Below are 15849 nucleotides of genomic sequence, written 5' to 3'. Positions count from 1 at the left end.
GGCGCAGGCCCAAGGCAGGTTAAGACGCATCGGCCGCACCTTTGATAAATGCGGTGCCGATGGGTCTATTTAAGGCCTGTTGCTGCCAGGGTGTCTTGCCTGTGTGTGACTGGGGATTTGTTCTCGCTTGCCAGCGATCACTCGATGCCGGCCAGCATTTCAGGCATGGCTCTCGGGCAAGGTCGCGCCGCCGTCGACAATGATCGTCTGGCCGGTGACGTAGGCAGCCAGGCTTGACGCCAGATACAGCATGGCGTTGGCAATGTCTGCCGGTGCCCCGAGCCGTCCCAGTGGCACGCCCCTGGCGATGCGCTCGCTGAGCCCGTCGTCGCCCAGGTTGCCCATCGCCGGGGTCGCGATCATGCCCGGCTCCACGCCATTGACCCGCACGCCATGCGGTGCCAGCTCCAGTGCTGCACTGCGGATAAAGCCGTTGACCCCGGCCTTGGAGGCGGCGTAATGGCTCAAGCCCGGAAAAGCGACCCGGGGACCTGTGACCGAGGAGGTGACCAGCACCGTGCCGCGCCCTTGTTGCTTGAAGAGTGGCAGGGCAGCCTGGGTCAGCCAGAACAGCGACGACAGGTTCACATCCAGCGTGCGTTGCAAAATCGCCGGGGTGATTTGCTCGAAGGGCGTCAGCGGAAAGTAACCGGCGTTATGGATCATCACATCGAGCCTGTCCAGGCCGCCGATCAACGCCTTGATGGCCTGGTGGTCGGCCAGATCGACGCCTTGTGCCTCGACCTCGCGGCCCTGTTCACGCAGCGATTGCGCCAGCGCCGTGGCGCCTTGCAGATTCAGATCGGCAATCAACACACGGGCGCCGCGTGCGCTGAAGGCTTCGACGATGGCCTGGCCGATGCCTTGTGCGCCACCGGTCACCAGTACGGTTTGTCCGTTGAAATCGAGCATCAGCTATCTCCCAGTCGGGTGTAGGCCAGTGTCGGCACATCGACAATGCTGGAGCCGCCATCGGCCACCAGCGTGGCGCCGGTGATGATGCTGGCCTCGGGGCTGATCAGAAAGCGGCACAGGCTGGCGATTTCTTCGGGCAATGCCGGCCGGCGCAGCGGTACATCGGCGGTGACCCTGGCATAGGCGGCGTCGAGGTCTTCGCCGTAATGGTCCATCAGCGGCTGCATTTCTTCGTCGGCCATCGGCGTGCGCACCCAGCCGGGGCAGATGCAGTTGACCCGCACGCCCAGCGGCCCGTAATCGCGGGCCAGCGAGCGGTTCAGGCCGAGCAGCGCATGCTTGGCGGTGGTGTAGCCACAGACGTCGGGGCCGGCGGCCAGCGAGGCAATCGAGCCCAGCAGCACGATGCTGCCACGCCGCTCGATCAGCAACGGCAGGCACGCCTTGGCGCTGTAGAACGCGCTGTCCAGATTGCTGCGCAGTGCCGCTTGCCAGGATTGCTCGCTGGTGTCGGTGGCGCTGCCCAGTCCATGCCCGCCGGCGCAGGCCAGCAAGGCGTCGAGGCCGCCGAAGCGCTGGCGAATCTGCTCGATGAAGCCGGCCCAGGTGACGCTGCATGCCGCATCACCGACCAGCACCAGCGCGCCGGTGTCGGCGGCGACCCGTTCCAGCGGCTCACGGCGCCGACCGATCAGTACCAGGTTGGCACCCTCGGCCGCCAGGCGTCGGGCGCAGGCTTCACCGATGCCGGTCCCGGCGCCGGTAATGAGGATGGTTTCAGGCATCAAGGCCATACTCCGTGACATTCAGCAGGTGGCAGTACGAGGCCACCGGGAAATTGCTCAGCGCATCGAAGGTGTCGCCGGCATAGCCATAGATCTTGCCGTCGCTGCGGTGCTGTTGCAGGTCGATGACGATCAGGCCCAGGGTCGGGACGATTTTTTCGCGCCAGACAAACAGGTACAGCTGCTCGGCGATCTTGTAGTAGTGCGCCCGATCTGTGTCGCACAGGCCTTGTTCCACGCCCTTGAGGCACTGCCAGCTGTAGTAGTCGCGGTTCAGGTAGATGTGTTCGTAGACTTCGGTGGGGCTGTAGCGATAGAGGTTGCGCACGCCGACCAGCTCTTCGGTGGGCGCATGCGGGCAGGCGCCGTCTTGCCAGGGTTTATTCAGGCTGCCGTGCAGAAAGTCGGCCTGTACGCCGGTCAGTGGCTTGCCGGCCAGCGCCCGGCCATACAAGCCTTCACGGGTTTCGGCCTCACCGGGCAGGCGCCCGATCACGGCGGTAAAGGACGAGGTCAGGGTGTCGAGCACCAGGCTGATCGACCAGTGCTGGCCGCCTTCGGTTTTGAGGAAATCCACCAGGTAAATGCCGGGGCGCAACGAGGTGGCCCGATAGGCCGCGCTGCCGCTGCTGTGGCCATCGGCGGCGTGCCAGTGCACTTGCTCGGCATCGAAACGGTGGCTGATCTGCCAGCCGTTGGCGAAATTCAGCTCGAAGCTCTGGCCGGCCAGTTCAGCGATGTTGGGCAGGATAAAGGCTTCAGGGGCAAAGCCGTCGGCCAGGGCGCCAACGGTGATCCAGTCGTTTTGTGTGCTCATCAAGGTGTGCTCGTGAAGTGAATGACGAACACGATGGTGCAGGCAAGGGCGCGGGCGCGGTATCAACCGGATGGTTGAGAGGGCCTTACAAAAACAATCGGCTGACCAGTTCGGTGCGGCTTTTCACGCCGATCTTGCGAAACAGATTGAGCAAATGCGTCTTGACCGTTGGTAGGCCGAGGTCGAGCTGGCGGGCCAGCTGCTTGTTGCTGGCGCCGTCCTGCAACAGCACGGCGATCTGCCGTTCGCGCGGGGTCAGGCCTTGCAGGCGGTCCGTTTCACTGTCGGCGGGCAGGCTGTGCGCGGCCATCTGCATCAGCCCTTGCAGCGCCAGCAGGCTGTGCAGTTCATCGGGCTGGAACAGGCCCTGGCCCTTGCAGCGCAGCAGTGACAGGCCCACGACCGGACGGTCGTTGACCTGAGCGATGATTTCCACCACATCGACCACCTGATGACGGCGTAAAAACTGCTGGTACTGGCCGCTGCTGTCCACGTCCTGTTGCGCCAGGCCTTCGCGCAGTGCGATCACCGGCTGGCCGATGGCCGCACAGGCGCTGGGCTGCAACGGGTCCAGCCAGCGGTAGTGTTGCAGCCAGGCGTCATGCATCGGCGGCTGCATGCCGTGTAACTCGAAGTCGCAGGCTTGCAGGGCGTCATCGATCCGGTAAAACGCGCCCAGTGCTGCGGGCACCTGACGGGTAAAAGCGTTCAGACAATGACGGGCCAGTTCATGATGGCAAACACTCATGGTGCAACCCTCGCAGGCAGTGATCGGACTCGCGCCATTATTCACCGTGGCGCACCGAGGGGTCTTGTCTATGCCTGCCAGGCCAGCGTCTGATTCTATGTAACAAGGATTGACAGGTTTTATTAACAAGTTAACTTGTTGACGGTTTTGCTGGCCGGCAGGCGAGCGTTCATTGTTCCGGAGTCTTCGATGCTCGTACCGCAACGCCTTATCGTTTTGCTCGCTGCGCTGGTGGCCTTTGGTCCGTTGTCGGTCGATATGTACCTGCCGAGCCTGCCCAGCATTGCCGACGACCTGAATGCCCGGCACGCCCAGGTACAGATGACCATCGGTGTCTTTCTCGGCGGCTTGTGCCTGGGCATGTTGCTCTACGGGCCGCTGTCGGACCGTTTCGGCCGCCGGCGTTTGCTGCTCGGCGGCATTATGTTGTACCTGCTGGCGAGCATCGGTTGCGCACTGGCGGCGCAGGTCGAGCATCTGGTGTTCTGGCGTTTTCTTCAGGCACTGGGCGGCGCGGCGGCGTCGGTACTGGCGCGGGCGATTGTTCGCGATCTGTTCCCGCTCGACGAAGCGGCGCGGGTGCTGTCGCTGATGCACCTGGTGAGCATGCTGGCGACCCTTGCCGCACCGTTGCTCGGGGGGTATCTGATGCTGCTGGCCGGCTGGCGCTCGCTGTTTGTGGCGCTGGCGGTGTTTTCTGCGTTGTGTCTGATTGCCGTGGCCTGGAAGATTCCGGAAACCCTGCCGCCGGCCAGGCGCGGTGATTCGGTAGGGCAGGTCTTTCTCGCCTATGGGCGCATGGCCCTGCAGCCGCTGGCGATCGGTTACACCTTGTGCATGGGCCTGGGGTTCGGCGGTATGTTCGCGTTCATCACTGCCTCACCTTTTATCTATATCGATTACTTTGGCCTGTCGCCCCTGGGCTATGCGTGGCTGTTCGGCATGAACATTGTCGGCATTATCATTGCCACCTGGCTCAACGCCCGGCTGGTCAAGCGCCTGGGGCCGCAGCGGCTGCTCAGTGCCGGTACGGCGGTGGCGGCGGTGGCGGGCGTGGCCTTGCTGGTGGCCGGCATCAGTGGCTGGGGCGGTTTGCCGGCGGTGGCGGCCGGCGTGGTGCTTTATGTCAGCATCACCGGCCTGCTGGGCGCCAATTGCCTGGCCAGCCTGCTGGCGGCGTTTCCCCGGCAGGCCGGTGCGGCGGCAGGGCTGGCCGTGGCTTGTCAGTTCGGCCTGGGCATGGCGTGCAGTGCGTTGGTGGGCGCGTTGTATGACGGCACACCGTTGCCGATGTGCCTGATCATGGGCGCTTGCGGGATCGGCTCATTGCTGGCCTTGCGCTTTGCGCGCAGCCAGAAGGTCTCAGCCCAACTGTAACAGCGGCTCGGGCGCGAAATCGAAGGCGTTCAGGGCAAAGCCATGTTCGTCGACCTGCAGCACCCAGGCCTGGCGGTCCCAGTCGCCGAGTACGATGCGTTGCCCGGTTTGAGCGCCGATCTGCAATTTGTGGATCGCCGGCCGGTGTGTGTGGCCATGGATCAGCGTACGCACGCCGTACTGTTGCATGATGCGCGGCACTTCATCGGGGGTGACATCGACGATGTCGTTGGCTTTCATGCTGACCTTGCTACGGCTTTCGTTGCGCAGTTTGCGCGCCAGCTTGTGCCGGGTGTTCAGCGGTAAATGCCGCAGGATGAACAGCGTCAGCGGGTTGCGCAGCAGGCGGCGCATCTTGAGATAGCCGACGTCGCGGGTGCACAGGCTGTCGCCGTGCATCAACAGCACCGGTTCACCATTGAGTGGCACCACGCAGGGATCACGCAGCAGGGTGCAGCCGGCCGCCTTGCAGAAGCGTTTGCCGAGCATGAAATCGCGATTGCCGTGCATCAGGAATATAGGTGTGCCGCTGTCGCTGAGGGCGCGCAGGGCCTGGCAAATCGAGGTCTGGAACGGCGACATGGCATCGTCGCCGATCCAGACTTCGAAGAAATCCCCGAGGATATACAGCGCCTGGGCCTTGCGGGCAGGGCCCGCCAGCAGATCCAGAAACGCCCGGGTAATGTCCGGACGCTCTTCTTCAAGATGAAGATCGGAGATCAGCAGAATCACTCAACGATCTCTGCTTTCTCGATGATCACGTCTTCAGCCGGTACGTCTTGATGGCCGGCCTTGCTGGTGGTTTTCACGCCTTTGATCGCATCGACGACGCTTTCGCCTTCGACCACTTTAGCGAATACCGCGTAGCCCCAGCCCTGGGTGTTCTTGCCGCTGTGGTTGAGGAAGCTGTTGTCGGCAACGTTGATGAAGAACTGCGCCGAGGCCGAGTGCGGCTCCATGGTGCGGGCCATGGCAACGGTGTACTTGTTGTTCGCCAGGCCGTTGTCGGCTTCGTTCTGGATGCTTGGGCGCTTGTCTTTCTTTTCTTTCATGCCTGGCTCGAAACCGCCGCCCTGGATCATGAAGTTACCGATGACGCGGTGGAATACGGTGTTGGTGTAGTGACCGGCGTTCACGTACTCGATGAAGTTGGCGACGGTGATCGGCGCCTTTTCAGCGTTCAGTTCCAGGACGATGTCGCCGTGGTTGGTGGTCAGTTTTACTTTGGACATAAAAAGTCGCTCTCTTGGCATGCATGAACAGGTGTGAATGTCACCCTGACGCGCAGTTTAACGTGTGCGATACATCTTTTTTCAGGGTTTTTACACGTTCGCCTGCCCGTGTGGCAGGTTAAGCCGCAGTTTTCGCACACTGTGTTGTCAGGGGCTTGACAGCATCGGCTATGATAGGCGCTTTGATTTGACCGGCCCTTCCTGGCCGCGAAACTGTATGCCCAAGGATCCCATGAGCAAGCCCACCCCAGAATCCGCTGCGAACGCAAAGGCAGGCCCTGTCGTCCCTACCAATTTCCTGCGCCCCATCGTGCAGGCCGATCTGGACGCGGGCAAGCACAGCAAAATCATCACCCGCTTCCCGCCGGAGCCTAACGGCTACCTGCACATCGGCCACGCCAAGTCGATCTGCGTGAACTTCGGCCTGGCCAACGAGTTCGGTGGCGCGACGCACCTGCGTTTCGACGACACCAACCCGGCCAAGGAAGACCAGGAATACATCGATGCCATCATGAGCGACGTCAAGTGGCTGGGCTTCGACTGGGCCGGTGAGGTGCGCTATGCCTCGCAGTATTTCGACCAGTTGCACGACTGGGCGGTGGAACTTATCAAGGCCGGCAAGGCGTATGTCGACGACCTGACTCCCGAGCAGGCCCGTGAATACCGCGGCACCCTGACCGAACCTGGCAAGAACAGCCCGTTCCGTGAACGCAGCGTCGAAGAAAACCTCGACCTGTTCGCGCGCATGAAGGCCGGTGAGTTCGAAGACGGCGCCCGTGTGTTGCGCGCCAGGATCGACATGGCTTCGCCGAACATGAACCTGCGCGACCCGATCCTGTACCGCATTCGCCACGCTCATCACCACCAGACCGGTGACAAGTGGTGCATCTATCCGATCTACGACTTCACTCACGGTCAGTCGGACGCCATCGAAGGCATCACCCACTCGATCTGCACCCTTGAGTTCGAAAGCCATCGCCCGCTGTACGACTGGTTCCTGGATAACCTGTCGGTGCCGTGCAAGCCGCGCCAGTACGAGTTCTCGCGCTTGAACCTGAGCTACACGGTGACCAGCAAGCGCAAGCTCAAGCAACTGGTCGACGAAAAGCACGTACAGGGCTGGGACGATCCGCGCATGTCGACCCTGTCGGGTTTCCGCCGCCGTGGCTACACGCCAGCTTCGATTCGCAACTTCTGCGAAATGATCGGCACCAACCGTTCCGACGGCGTGGTCGATTTCGCCATGCTCGAATTCAGCATCCGTGACGACCTGGACCGCAGCGCGCCACGCGCCATGTGCGTCCTGCGCCCGATCAAGGTGGTGATCACCAACTACCCGGAAGGTCAGGTCGAAAAACTCGAACTGCCGCGTCACCCCAAGGAAGACCTGGGTGTGCGCGAACTGCCGTTCTCGCGTGAGCTGTACATCGACCGCGACGATTACATGGAAGAGCCGCCAAAAGGCTACAAGCGTCTGGAGCCCAACGGCGAAGTGCGCCTGCGTGGCAGCTACGTGATCCGCGCCGACGAGGCCATCAAGGACGCCGACGGCAATATCGTCGAACTGCGCTGCTCGTATGACCCGGACACCCTGGGCAAGAACCCTGAAGGCCGCAAGGTCAAGGGTGTGATCCACTGGGTGCCGGCCGCTGAAAGCGTCGAGTGCGAAGTGCGTCTGTATGACCGCCTGTTCCGCTCCGCCTCGCCTGAAAAGGCCGAAGACGGCGCCAGCTTCCTGGACAACATCAACCCTGACTCCCTGCAAGTGCTGACCGGTTGTCGTGCTGAACCTTCGCTGGCGCAAGCGCAGCCGGAGGACCGTTTCCAGTTCGAGCGCGAAGGTTACTTCTGCGCCGACCTCAAGGATTCGCAGCCTGGCCGACCGGTATTCAACCGTACAGTGACGCTCCGCGACTCGTGGAGCTGAGGGTAGAAAGTGCTTTCCATCTACAACACGCTCACCAAGAGCAAAGAAGTCTTCAAGCCGCTCGATGGCAACAACGTGCGCATGTATGTCTGCGGCATGACCGTATATGACTACTGCCACCTGGGTCACGGGCGCAGCATGGTCGCGTTCGACCTGGTGACCCGCTGGCTGCGGTTCAGCGGTTATGATCTGACCTATGTGCGCAATATCACCGACATTGACGACAAGATCATCAATCGCGCCCGTGAAAAGGGCGAGCCGTTCGAGCAACTGACCGAGCGCATGATCGCCGCGATGCACGAGGACGAGGCGCGCCTGAACATCCTCAAGCCGGACATGGAGCCGCGTGCCACCGGTCATATCGCCGGCATGCACGCTATGATCCAGACCTTGATCGACAAGGGTTACGCCTACGCGCCGGGTAACGGCGATGTGTATTACCGGGTCGGCAAGTTTCTTGGCTACGGCAAGCTGTCGCGCAAGAAGATCGAAGACCTGCGCATCGGTGCACGTATCGAAGTCGATGAGTCCAAGGACGATCCACTGGATTTCGTGCTCTGGAAAGGCGTCAAGCCCGGCGAGCCGAGCTGGGAGTCGCCATGGGGTGCCGGGCGTCCGGGCTGGCATATCGAGTGCTCGGTGATGTCGACCTGCTGCCTGGGCGAGACCTTCGACATTCATGGCGGCGGCAGCGACCTTGAGTTCCCGCACCACGAAAACGAAATCGCCCAGAGCGAAGCGGCCACCGGCAAGACTTACGCCAATGCCTGGATGCACTGCGGCATGATTCGTATCAATGGCGAGAAGATGTCCAAGTCCTTGAACAACTTCTTCACCATTCGCGATGTGCTGGATAAGTACCACCCTGAAGTGGTGCGCTACCTGCTGGTGTCGAGCCACTATCGCAGCGCGATCAATTACTCCGAAGACAGTTTGCGCGAGTCCAAGGGCGCGCTGGAGCGTTTCTACCACGCGCTTAAAGGCTTGCCAGCTGTCGAGCCTGCAGGTGGGGAAGCCTTCGTCGAGCGTTTCAAGGCAGCGATGGACGACGACTTCGGCACGCCTGAAGCCTGTGCCGTGCTGTTCGAGATGGTCCGCGAGATCAATCGCCTGCGCGACAGCGATGCTGGCGCTGCAGCGGGTCTGGCGGCACGCTTGAAGCAACTGGCCAGTGTGCTGGGTGTGTTGCAGCTTGAGGCCGACGAGTTTCTGCGCGCTGGCGCTGAAGGCAAGGTGGACGCTGCCGAAGTGGAAGCCTTGATTCAGGCGCGCCTGACCGCGCGGGCCGAGAAGAACTGGGCAGAATCGGACCGTATCCGCGACCAGATCACCGCCATGGGCGTGGTGCTGGAAGACGGCAAGGGCGGCACGACCTGGCGTCTGGCTGACTGATGGCTATCTGCAAATGAAAAACGGCACCCTCGGGTGCCGTTTTTTTGTGCGCTACAGAAACTTACTTGTGCAGGGTTTCGGCAGCGTACAGGGTGTTTTCCAGCAGGCAGGCGCGGGTCATCGGGCCAACGCCGCCAGGTACCGGGGTGATCCAGCCGGCGCGGGGCAGGGCGGTTTCATAAACCACGTCACCGACCAGCTTGCCGTCGGCCTGACGGTTGATGCCGACGTCGATGACGATGGCGCCGGGTTTGATCCACTCGCCCTTGACCAGGCCAGGCTTGCCCGCAGCCACCACCACCAGGTCGGCACGGGCCACATGGCCGGCCAGGTCCTTGGTGAAGCGGTGAGTGACGGTCACGGTGCAGCCGGCCAGCAGCAGTTCCATGGCCATTGGTCGGCCGACGATGTTCGAGGCGCCAACGACTACAGCGTCCAGACCGTAAAGGTCGACACCGGTGCTCTGCAGCAGGGTGATGATGCCTTTGGGCGTGCACGGACGCAGCAGCGGGATGCGCTGGGCCAGACGGCCGACGTTATACGGGTGGAAACCGTCGACGTCTTTGTCCGGGCGAATGCGCTCCAGCAGCAGCGAAGCATCCAGATGCGCCGGCAGCGGCAATTGCAGCAGGATACCGTCGACCTGACTGTCGTCATTGAGACGATCGATCAGGTCGGTCAGTTCGACCTGGGTCGTTGTGGCAGGCAGGTCATAAGCCTGGGAGAGGAAGCCTACTTCTTCGCAATCCTTGCGTTTGTGCGAGACGTAGACCTGGGAGGCAGGATCGCTGCCTACCAGAATCACAGCCAGGCCTGGTGTGCGCAGGCCTTGCTGGCGACGTTCGGCGACACGTTCGGCGATCTGCTGGCGCAGGCTGGCGGCGATCGCTTTGCCGTCGATAAGTTTTGCAGTCATGACGGGTGATAACCATCGAGAGGAATTGAAAAGAGCGCGCATTCTCGCATGACCTGACGTCAGGGCAAAGGCGCTTGGCTTGCAGATGTAGCTAACTCCTTTATCTGACTGAGTTTTTTTAAAAAAGGTGTTGACGACCTTTGGGGCCGTCTATAAGATTCGTCGCACTTGTCGGGCAGAGCCAAGCACGGTTTGAATAGGTGCTGGTTAATGCTGATCAGGTCGGGTAGGTTTAACGCCTTGTTCGATGTGATTTGAAGCCTTTAATTTGTCGTCGTTCAAGATGCAGATTATATAAGTGCCCGTAGCTCAGCTGGATAGAGCATCCGCCTTCTAAGCGGATGGTCGCAGGTTCGAGTCCTGCCGGGTGCGCCATAAACTGGCAGCTTTGGCACAGGTAATGCGCAATATGGTGGGCGTAGCTCAGTTGGTAGAGCACAGGATTGTGACTCCTGTTGTCGTGGGTTCGATCCCCATCGTCCACCCCATATTCGAAAAGGCGCCAGACTTATCATCTGGCGCCTTTGCTTTAAGCGCTTTGCATGCGGAAGTGGTGGAATTGGTAGACACACTGGATTTAGGTTCCAGCGTCGCAAGACGTGAGAGTTCGAGTCTCTCCTTCCGCACCAATTCGGGTTTTACAGGCTGTCACAGGTCGCTGTAAAACTCTCGAAAGGCCCGTCTGGTGGCGGGTTTTTCATGCAATATGGTGGGCGTAGCTCAGTTGGTAGAGCACAGGATTGTGACTCCTGTTGTCGTGGGTTCGATCCCCATCGTCCACCCCATATTTTAAAGGCGCCAGGCTTAACGGTCTGGCGCTTTTTTTTGCGCTTTATTTGGCGGTTGAGAGGCGGCAGGTTGGTGCACTGGATTTAGGTTCCAGTGCTGCAATCTGTGAGAGTTCGAGTCTTTCCTTCGGCACCTGATCCGGTTAGGTGATCATCGGTGTGGGCTGGTAGCGGGTTCGGGTGTGGCGCATCTCTAGGCGGCCAATACTTCGGTCCATCTCTGGTCCTCGGTAAACGCGAAAACAGCGCTTTCATCCGGGGCTGCACAAGGTGGTACCTCGAAAGGGCCGTTCTGTATATGGCGCAAAGCTGAGTAAAAAGCACGCATGGCAAAGTCGGCGGGGCCTGGCACCGCTTGTGTTCCAAGCTTTTCCCAGCGCGCAATGGTCTGCACGTCGATTCTGAGCATCGCAGCAAGCTCTGACTGCACCAGATCCTGCTCTTTGCGCAGAAAGCGGAACTGGTGGCCGGTCATCGGTGTTTTCTGGCGCACGATGTCTGCTGCGATGGCGCGATGCAGGCCCTCCACATCCTGAATTGCAACGCCTGGGCCGAAGTCTGATTCGACAAGGGTGTAGCCGTTTTTCAGAAAGATGCCATCCAGGCCGCTGCCTGTGTATTCGAACATACTCATACCTCCCATACCGTAACGGCAAAAAGCTTGCCGGGCTCAGGATTTGGCTCGACAGCTGCGACTACGCACACGACATCCCTTGGCGCAGGCTCGCTCATCTTGAATACGAAGTGCCTGTTTTGCTGGTTGTAGGTCGGTTCCGAGATGATTGCGCCACGTTGCAGGCACCGCAGCACCTCTATGGTAGATATCTCGCGCTGAACCATTCTTTCCTGGCAGTGCAGGGTAATCACTACCTTGGCAGAGTCTCTGGCCAGTACATGAACCAGATTTTCCAATTCCAGCGTTGTCCATAACGGCTTGGCAGTTGTCATCCTTTACCTATCAAATTTATAGGTTGAGCCATGGTAGGGCTGATCCGGGAATAGTCAACAGTAGCGCCTTGGGGCATTTGTGCTGTTCTGCAATTGTTGCGGCATGCGTGGAGGTGTAAAGCACGCTCTTTGAGTGGCGCAAGTCAGGGCGTGGCAGTGGCGTCCGCTGGTCGAGCGGGCTGATTGCGCCGTGCAAAATCATTGGTAGCGTCACTCGCTGGCAGTCCGTGCTGACGTCTGTCCCAGACACCTCGGCGAGGCATTATCGACAAGCCTTCGGCCTTTTGTCGGCTGGTCGATCACATCCTCTTTACCTGGTCCTTTGATGCAGGGTGACTTCTTGAGTTTGACCCACTAGAATGCATGCCCTTGATTCTAGGGTCGGAAACGCCGGCTACCGTCTGTGCAACGAGGAATATCCATGCAAGTTTCTGTTGAAAACACTTCTGCTCTTGAGCGCCGCATGACCATCGGCGTCCCTGCCGAGCGTATCGAGACCGAAGTCAGCAAGCGTCTGCAACAGACTGCACGCAAGGCCAAGATCCCGGGCTTCCGCCCAGGCAAGGTGCCAATGAGCGTGATCCGTCAGCGCTACGAAGACGGCGCCCGTCAGGAAGCGCTGGGCGAACTGATCCAGGCAACCTTCTATGAAGCTGTGGTTGAGCAGAAGCTGAACCCTGCTGGCGCGCCTTCCGTTGAGCCTAAAGCCTTCGAAAAGGGCAAGGATCTGGAATACGTTGCTACTTTCGAAGTATTCCCGGAGTTCACCGTTTCGGGCTTCGAGTCGATCAAGGTAGAGCGCCTGTCGGCCGACGTCGCCGATAGCGATCTGGACAACATGCTGGAAATCCTGCGCAAGCAGAACGTCCGTTTCGAAGAAACCGACCGTGCCGCGCAAACCGACGACCAGGTGAACATCGATTTCGTTGGCAAGGTCGACGGCGAAGCATTCGCTGGCGGTTCGGCGACCGGCACTCAACTGGTTCTGGGCTCCGGCCGCATGATCCCGGGCTTCGAAGATGGCCTGGTTGGCGCCAAAGCCGGTGAAGAGCGCGTTCTGAACGTGACCTTCCCTGAGGATTACCAGAACCTGGAGCTGGCCGGCAAGGCCGCCGAGTTCACCGTGACCGTCAACACCGTTTCCGAGCCAAAACTGCCTGAGCTGAACGAAGAGTTCTTCAAGCTGTTCGGCATCAAGGAAACCGGTATCGACGGTTTCCGTACCGAAGTTCGCAAGAACATGGACCGTGAACTGCGTCAGGCCATCAAGTCCAAGGTCAAGAACCAGGTCATGGACGGTCTGCTGGCCGCCAACCCGATCGAAGTGCCAAAGGCACTGCTGGAAAACGAAGTCAACCGTCTGCGCGTGCAGGCTGTTCAGCAGTTCGGCGGCAACATCAAGCCTGACCAACTGCCAGCCGAGCTGTTCGAAGAGCAGGCCAAGCGCCGCGTCGAGCTGGGTCTGATCGTTGCCGAGGTAGTCAAGCAGTTCGACCTGACGCCTGACGAAGCCCGCGTTCGCGAGCTGATCCAGGAAATGGCTTCGGCTTACCAGGAGCCAGAGCAGGTCGTGGCCTGGTACCTGAAGAACGAGCAGCAACTGAACGAAGTCCGTTCTGTTGTGCTGGAAGAGCAAGTTGTGGATACTGTTTTGCAGAAAGCTAGCGTGACCGACACTTCGGTCTCCTACGAAGAAGCGGTCAAGCCGGTGCAAGCTCCACAAGCCGACTGACTTTCTCCTTTCGTTCGATAACACTCACAAGCCAGCCTTCGCGCTGGCTTGTGCGTATTGAAGACTCGACTATTTGGGAGTGAATGCAGGACATGTCCCGCAATTCTTATTTTCAGCAGAACTCTGACATCCAGGCCGCTGGCGGCCTGGTCCCGATGGTTATCGAGCAGTCCGCCCGTGGCGAGCGCGCGTATGACATCTATTCGCGCCTGCTCAAAGAGCGCGTGATCTTTCTGGTCGGCCCGGTAGAAGACTACATGGCCAACCTGATCGCCGCGCAGCTTCTGTTTCTTGAAGCGGAAAACCCGGACAAGGATATCCATCTCTACATCAACTCACCTGGCGGCTCGGTCACTGCAGGCATGTCGATCTACGACACCATGCAGTTCATCAAGCCAGACGTTTCCACCATCTGCATCGGCCAGGCCTGCAGCATGGGCGCCTTCCTGCTCGCCGGTGGCGCCAAGGGCAAGCGTCACTGCCTGCCGAACTCGCGCATGATGATTCACCAGCCGCTGGGCGGTTTCCAGGGTCAGGCCACGGATATCGATATCCATGCCCGTGAAATCCTGCATATCCGTCATCGCCTCAACTCGTTGCTGGCCGAACACACCGGTCAAGACCTTGCAACCATTGAGCGTGACACCGAGCGCGATAACTTCATGAGTGCGGATCGCGCTGCTGAATACGGCCTGATCGACTCGGTCATCACCAAGCGTGAAATGCCTGCCTGAGCAACCGGGATATAGGCGGTCTGCGTAACTGACCGCCTGTGGACTTGAAAAAGCCCGCAATAGCCTTCATCTTGTGTTGCAAGCCTAACGGATTGGATCGATCGAATGACTGACACCCGCAACGGCGAGGACAACGGCAAATTGCTCTATTGCTCCTTCTGTGGCAAAAGCCAGCATGAAGTGCGCAAATTGATTGCCGGCCCCTCGGTCTTTATCTGCGACGAGTGCGTCGACCTGTGCAACGACATCATCCGCGAGGAGGTGCAGGAGGCACAGGCCGAAAGCAGCGCGCATAAATTGCCTTCGCCTAAAGAAATCAGCGGCATCCTTGACCAGTACGTCATCGGTCAGGAGCGAGCCAAAAAGGTTCTCGCAGTAGCGGTGTACAACCACTACAAGCGTCTGAACCAGCGCGACAAGAAAAATGATGACGTTGAACTGGGCAAGAGCAACATCCTGCTGATCGGGCCTACCGGCTCGGGCAAGACCCTGCTCGCCGAAACGCTGGCACGCCTGCTTAACGTTCCGTTCACCATTGCCGACGCCACCACACTGACCGAAGCCGGTTATGTGGGCGAGGACGTGGAAAACATTATTCAGAAGCTGTTGCAGAAATGTGATTACGACGTAGAGAAGGCCCAGATGGGTATTGTCTACATCGACGAAATCGACAAGATTTCGCGCAAATCCGACAACCCGTCCATCACTCGGGACGTGTCCGGCGAAGGCGTTCAGCAGGCTCTGCTGAAGCTGATCGAAGGCACTGTGGCTTCCGTACCGCCTCAAGGCGGCCGCAAGCACCCGCAGCAGGAATTCCTGCAAGTGGACACGCGCAATATCCTGTTCATCTGTGGTGGTGCCTTTTCGGGTCTGGAAAAAGTTATCCAGAACCGTTCGACCCGCGGCGGCATCGGCTTCAACGCTGAAGTACGCAGCAAGGAAGAAGGCAAGAAGGTCGGCGAGTCGCTGCGTGAAGTCGAGCCGGACGATCTGGTCAAGTTCGGCCTGATTCCCGAGTTCGTCGGGCGTCTGCCGGTTCTGGCCACGCTGGACGAGCTGGACGAAGCGGCACTGATGCAAATCCTGACCGAACCGAAGAACGCGCTGACCAAGCAGTACGGCAAGTTGTTCGAGATGGAAGGGGTCGACCTGGAGTTCCGTGCCGACGCACTCAAGGCGGTTGCCCGTCGTGCGCTGGAGCGCAAGACCGGCGCCCGTGGCCTGCGTTCGATCCTTGAAGGCGTGCTGCTCGACACCATGTATGAAATTCCGTCGCAAAACGACGTGAGCAAAGTGGTGATCGACGAGAGCGTCATCGAGGGTACCTCCAAGCCGCTGTTGATCTACGAAAACAACGAGCCTACCGCAAAGGCTGTACCTGACGTGTGACCTGCGTCCTGTAGCGGGTGGTAACCGTTGACAAAAGGGGGCCTTCGGGCCCCCTTTTGCGTCTCTGTCAGCCTGATACCGCCTGATCGAGGTGCTTGTGACGATGGCGATGCGCATCGCTGTCCGGCAAGCCATGCAAGGGGTGGGAG

15 protein-coding genes and 4 tRNA genes are annotated in these 15849 nt (G+C 60.0%); 10 read left to right on the top strand and 9 right to left on the bottom strand.

Translation table 11 applies throughout. The features are described from left to right. Positions 1 to 159: 159 nt before the first annotated feature. The 4 genes from ACYP2A_RS27065 to ACYP2A_RS27050 all read right to left on the bottom strand — a co-directional run bounded on the left by ACYP2A_RS27065 (position 160) and on the right by ACYP2A_RS27050 (position 3265). On the bottom strand, positions 160 to 912 hold the full coding sequence (locus ACYP2A_RS27065; RefSeq protein WP_459749002.1) for an SDR family oxidoreductase: 753 nt from the start codon (positions 910 to 912) through the stop codon (positions 160 to 162). Continuing rightward, positions 912 to 1700, bottom strand: a complete 789-nt coding sequence (locus ACYP2A_RS27060) for an SDR family NAD(P)-dependent oxidoreductase (protein WP_459749001.1) — start codon at positions 1698 to 1700, stop codon at positions 912 to 914. Before ACYP2A_RS27060 ends, ACYP2A_RS27065 begins: the two co-directional genes overlap by 1 nt. Then, the gene (locus ACYP2A_RS27055) at positions 1693 to 2517 is read right to left on the bottom strand and encodes a molybdenum cofactor biosynthesis F family protein (RefSeq protein ID WP_459749000.1); all 825 of its coding nucleotides are present in this window, start codon (positions 2515 to 2517) and stop codon (positions 1693 to 1695) included. Before ACYP2A_RS27055 ends, ACYP2A_RS27060 begins: the two co-directional genes overlap by 8 nt. An 85-nt stretch (positions 2518 to 2602) precedes the next feature. Then, positions 2603 to 3265 (bottom strand): helix-turn-helix transcriptional regulator, encoded by a 663-nt coding sequence (locus ACYP2A_RS27050; protein WP_459748999.1) that lies wholly within the window; start codon positions 3263 to 3265, stop codon positions 2603 to 2605. A 189-nt stretch (positions 3266 to 3454) separates the two neighbouring features. Here ACYP2A_RS27050 and ACYP2A_RS27045 point away from each other — a divergent pair, with 189 nt between their 5' ends. Then, a complete protein-coding gene (locus tag ACYP2A_RS27045; protein ID WP_459748998.1) occupies positions 3455 to 4642 on the top strand; it encodes a Bcr/CflA family multidrug efflux MFS transporter in 1188 nt (395 codons plus the stop codon). On the opposite strand, the gene lpxH is transcribed toward ACYP2A_RS27045, so the two are convergent. Together lpxH and ACYP2A_RS27035 are read right to left on the bottom strand one after the other, a co-directional pair. Further along, positions 4628 to 5374 carry a UDP-2,3-diacylglucosamine diphosphatase gene (lpxH, locus tag ACYP2A_RS27040; protein ID WP_459748997.1) on the bottom strand — a complete coding sequence of 249 codons (747 nt, stop codon included), beginning with the start codon at positions 5372 to 5374 and terminating at the stop codon, positions 4628 to 4630. The two genes, ACYP2A_RS27045 and lpxH, sit on opposite strands and share 15 nt — an antisense overlap. Then, positions 5371 to 5874 (bottom strand): peptidylprolyl isomerase, encoded by a 504-nt coding sequence (locus tag ACYP2A_RS27035; protein WP_459748996.1) that lies wholly within the window; start codon positions 5872 to 5874, stop codon positions 5371 to 5373. Before ACYP2A_RS27035 ends, lpxH begins: the two co-directional genes overlap by 4 nt. Before the next feature lie 232 nt (positions 5875 to 6106). On the opposite strand from ACYP2A_RS27035, the gene ACYP2A_RS27030 reads away from it, so the two are divergent. Both ACYP2A_RS27030 and cysS read left to right on the top strand, forming a co-directional pair. After that, complete coding sequence (locus ACYP2A_RS27030; RefSeq protein WP_459748995.1) at positions 6107 to 7801, top strand: glutamine--tRNA ligase/YqeY domain fusion protein; 1695 nt, start codon at positions 6107 to 6109, stop codon at positions 7799 to 7801. Between the two features lie 9 nt (positions 7802 to 7810). After that, positions 7811 to 9193: a cysteine--tRNA ligase gene (gene cysS / locus ACYP2A_RS27025; protein WP_459748994.1), complete on the top strand. Its 1383-nt coding sequence runs from the start codon at positions 7811 to 7813 to the stop codon at positions 9191 to 9193. A gap of 61 nt (positions 9194 to 9254) precedes the next feature. Here the strand turns inward: cysS and folD are convergent, their stop codons facing one another. Beyond that, positions 9255 to 10109 carry a bifunctional methylenetetrahydrofolate dehydrogenase/methenyltetrahydrofolate cyclohydrolase FolD gene (gene folD, locus ACYP2A_RS27020; RefSeq protein WP_459748993.1) on the bottom strand — a complete coding sequence of 285 codons (855 nt, stop codon included), beginning with the start codon at positions 10107 to 10109 and terminating at the stop codon, positions 9255 to 9257. Positions 10110 to 10407: 298 nt separating this feature from the next. Here folD and ACYP2A_RS27015 point away from each other — a divergent pair. The 4 genes from ACYP2A_RS27015 (at position 10408) to ACYP2A_RS27000 (ending at position 10894) form a co-directional block, all read left to right on the top strand. Beyond that, positions 10408 to 10484, top strand: a tRNA-Arg gene (locus ACYP2A_RS27015). Positions 10485 to 10521: 37 nt separating this feature from the next. Next, positions 10522 to 10597: transfer RNA gene (locus ACYP2A_RS27010), tRNA-His, on the top strand. A gap of 56 nt (positions 10598 to 10653) precedes the next feature. Next, positions 10654 to 10738 (top strand) — tRNA-Leu (locus ACYP2A_RS27005). An 80-nt stretch (positions 10739 to 10818) separates the two neighbouring features. Continuing rightward, positions 10819 to 10894 (top strand) — tRNA-His (locus ACYP2A_RS27000). A gap of 196 nt (positions 10895 to 11090) precedes the next feature. Here the strand turns inward: ACYP2A_RS27000 and ACYP2A_RS26995 are convergent. Both ACYP2A_RS26995 and ACYP2A_RS26990 read right to left on the bottom strand, forming a co-directional pair. Then, positions 11091 to 11531: a helix-turn-helix domain-containing protein gene (locus ACYP2A_RS26995; RefSeq protein ID WP_459748992.1), complete on the bottom strand. Its 441-nt coding sequence runs from the start codon at positions 11529 to 11531 to the stop codon at positions 11091 to 11093. Further along, positions 11528 to 11845, bottom strand: coding sequence for a DUF4258 domain-containing protein (locus ACYP2A_RS26990; protein WP_459748991.1), 318 nt, complete (start codon positions 11843 to 11845; stop codon positions 11528 to 11530). Before ACYP2A_RS26990 ends, ACYP2A_RS26995 begins: the two co-directional genes overlap by 4 nt. A 421-nt stretch (positions 11846 to 12266) precedes the next feature. Between ACYP2A_RS26990 and tig the strand changes: the two genes are divergently transcribed. From tig to clpX, 3 genes are all read left to right on the top strand, one after another. After that, a complete protein-coding gene (gene tig / locus ACYP2A_RS26985) occupies positions 12267 to 13577 on the top strand; it encodes a trigger factor (RefSeq protein WP_459748990.1) in 1311 nt (436 codons plus the stop codon). Between the two features lie 92 nt (positions 13578 to 13669). Next, positions 13670 to 14311: an ATP-dependent Clp endopeptidase proteolytic subunit ClpP gene (gene clpP / locus ACYP2A_RS26980; protein WP_459748989.1), complete on the top strand. Its 642-nt coding sequence runs from the start codon at positions 13670 to 13672 to the stop codon at positions 14309 to 14311. A 105-nt stretch (positions 14312 to 14416) separates the two neighbouring features. Next, entirely contained in the window at positions 14417 to 15700 is a 1284-nt protein-coding gene (gene clpX / locus ACYP2A_RS26975; RefSeq protein WP_459748988.1) for an ATP-dependent Clp protease ATP-binding subunit ClpX, read from the top strand. Positions 15701 to 15849 lie beyond the last annotated feature (149 nt).

It is taken from the genome of Pseudomonas sp. 3A(2025) (assembly GCF_054589175.1).
This window is presented reverse-complemented; position numbering and strand designations above follow the sequence as displayed.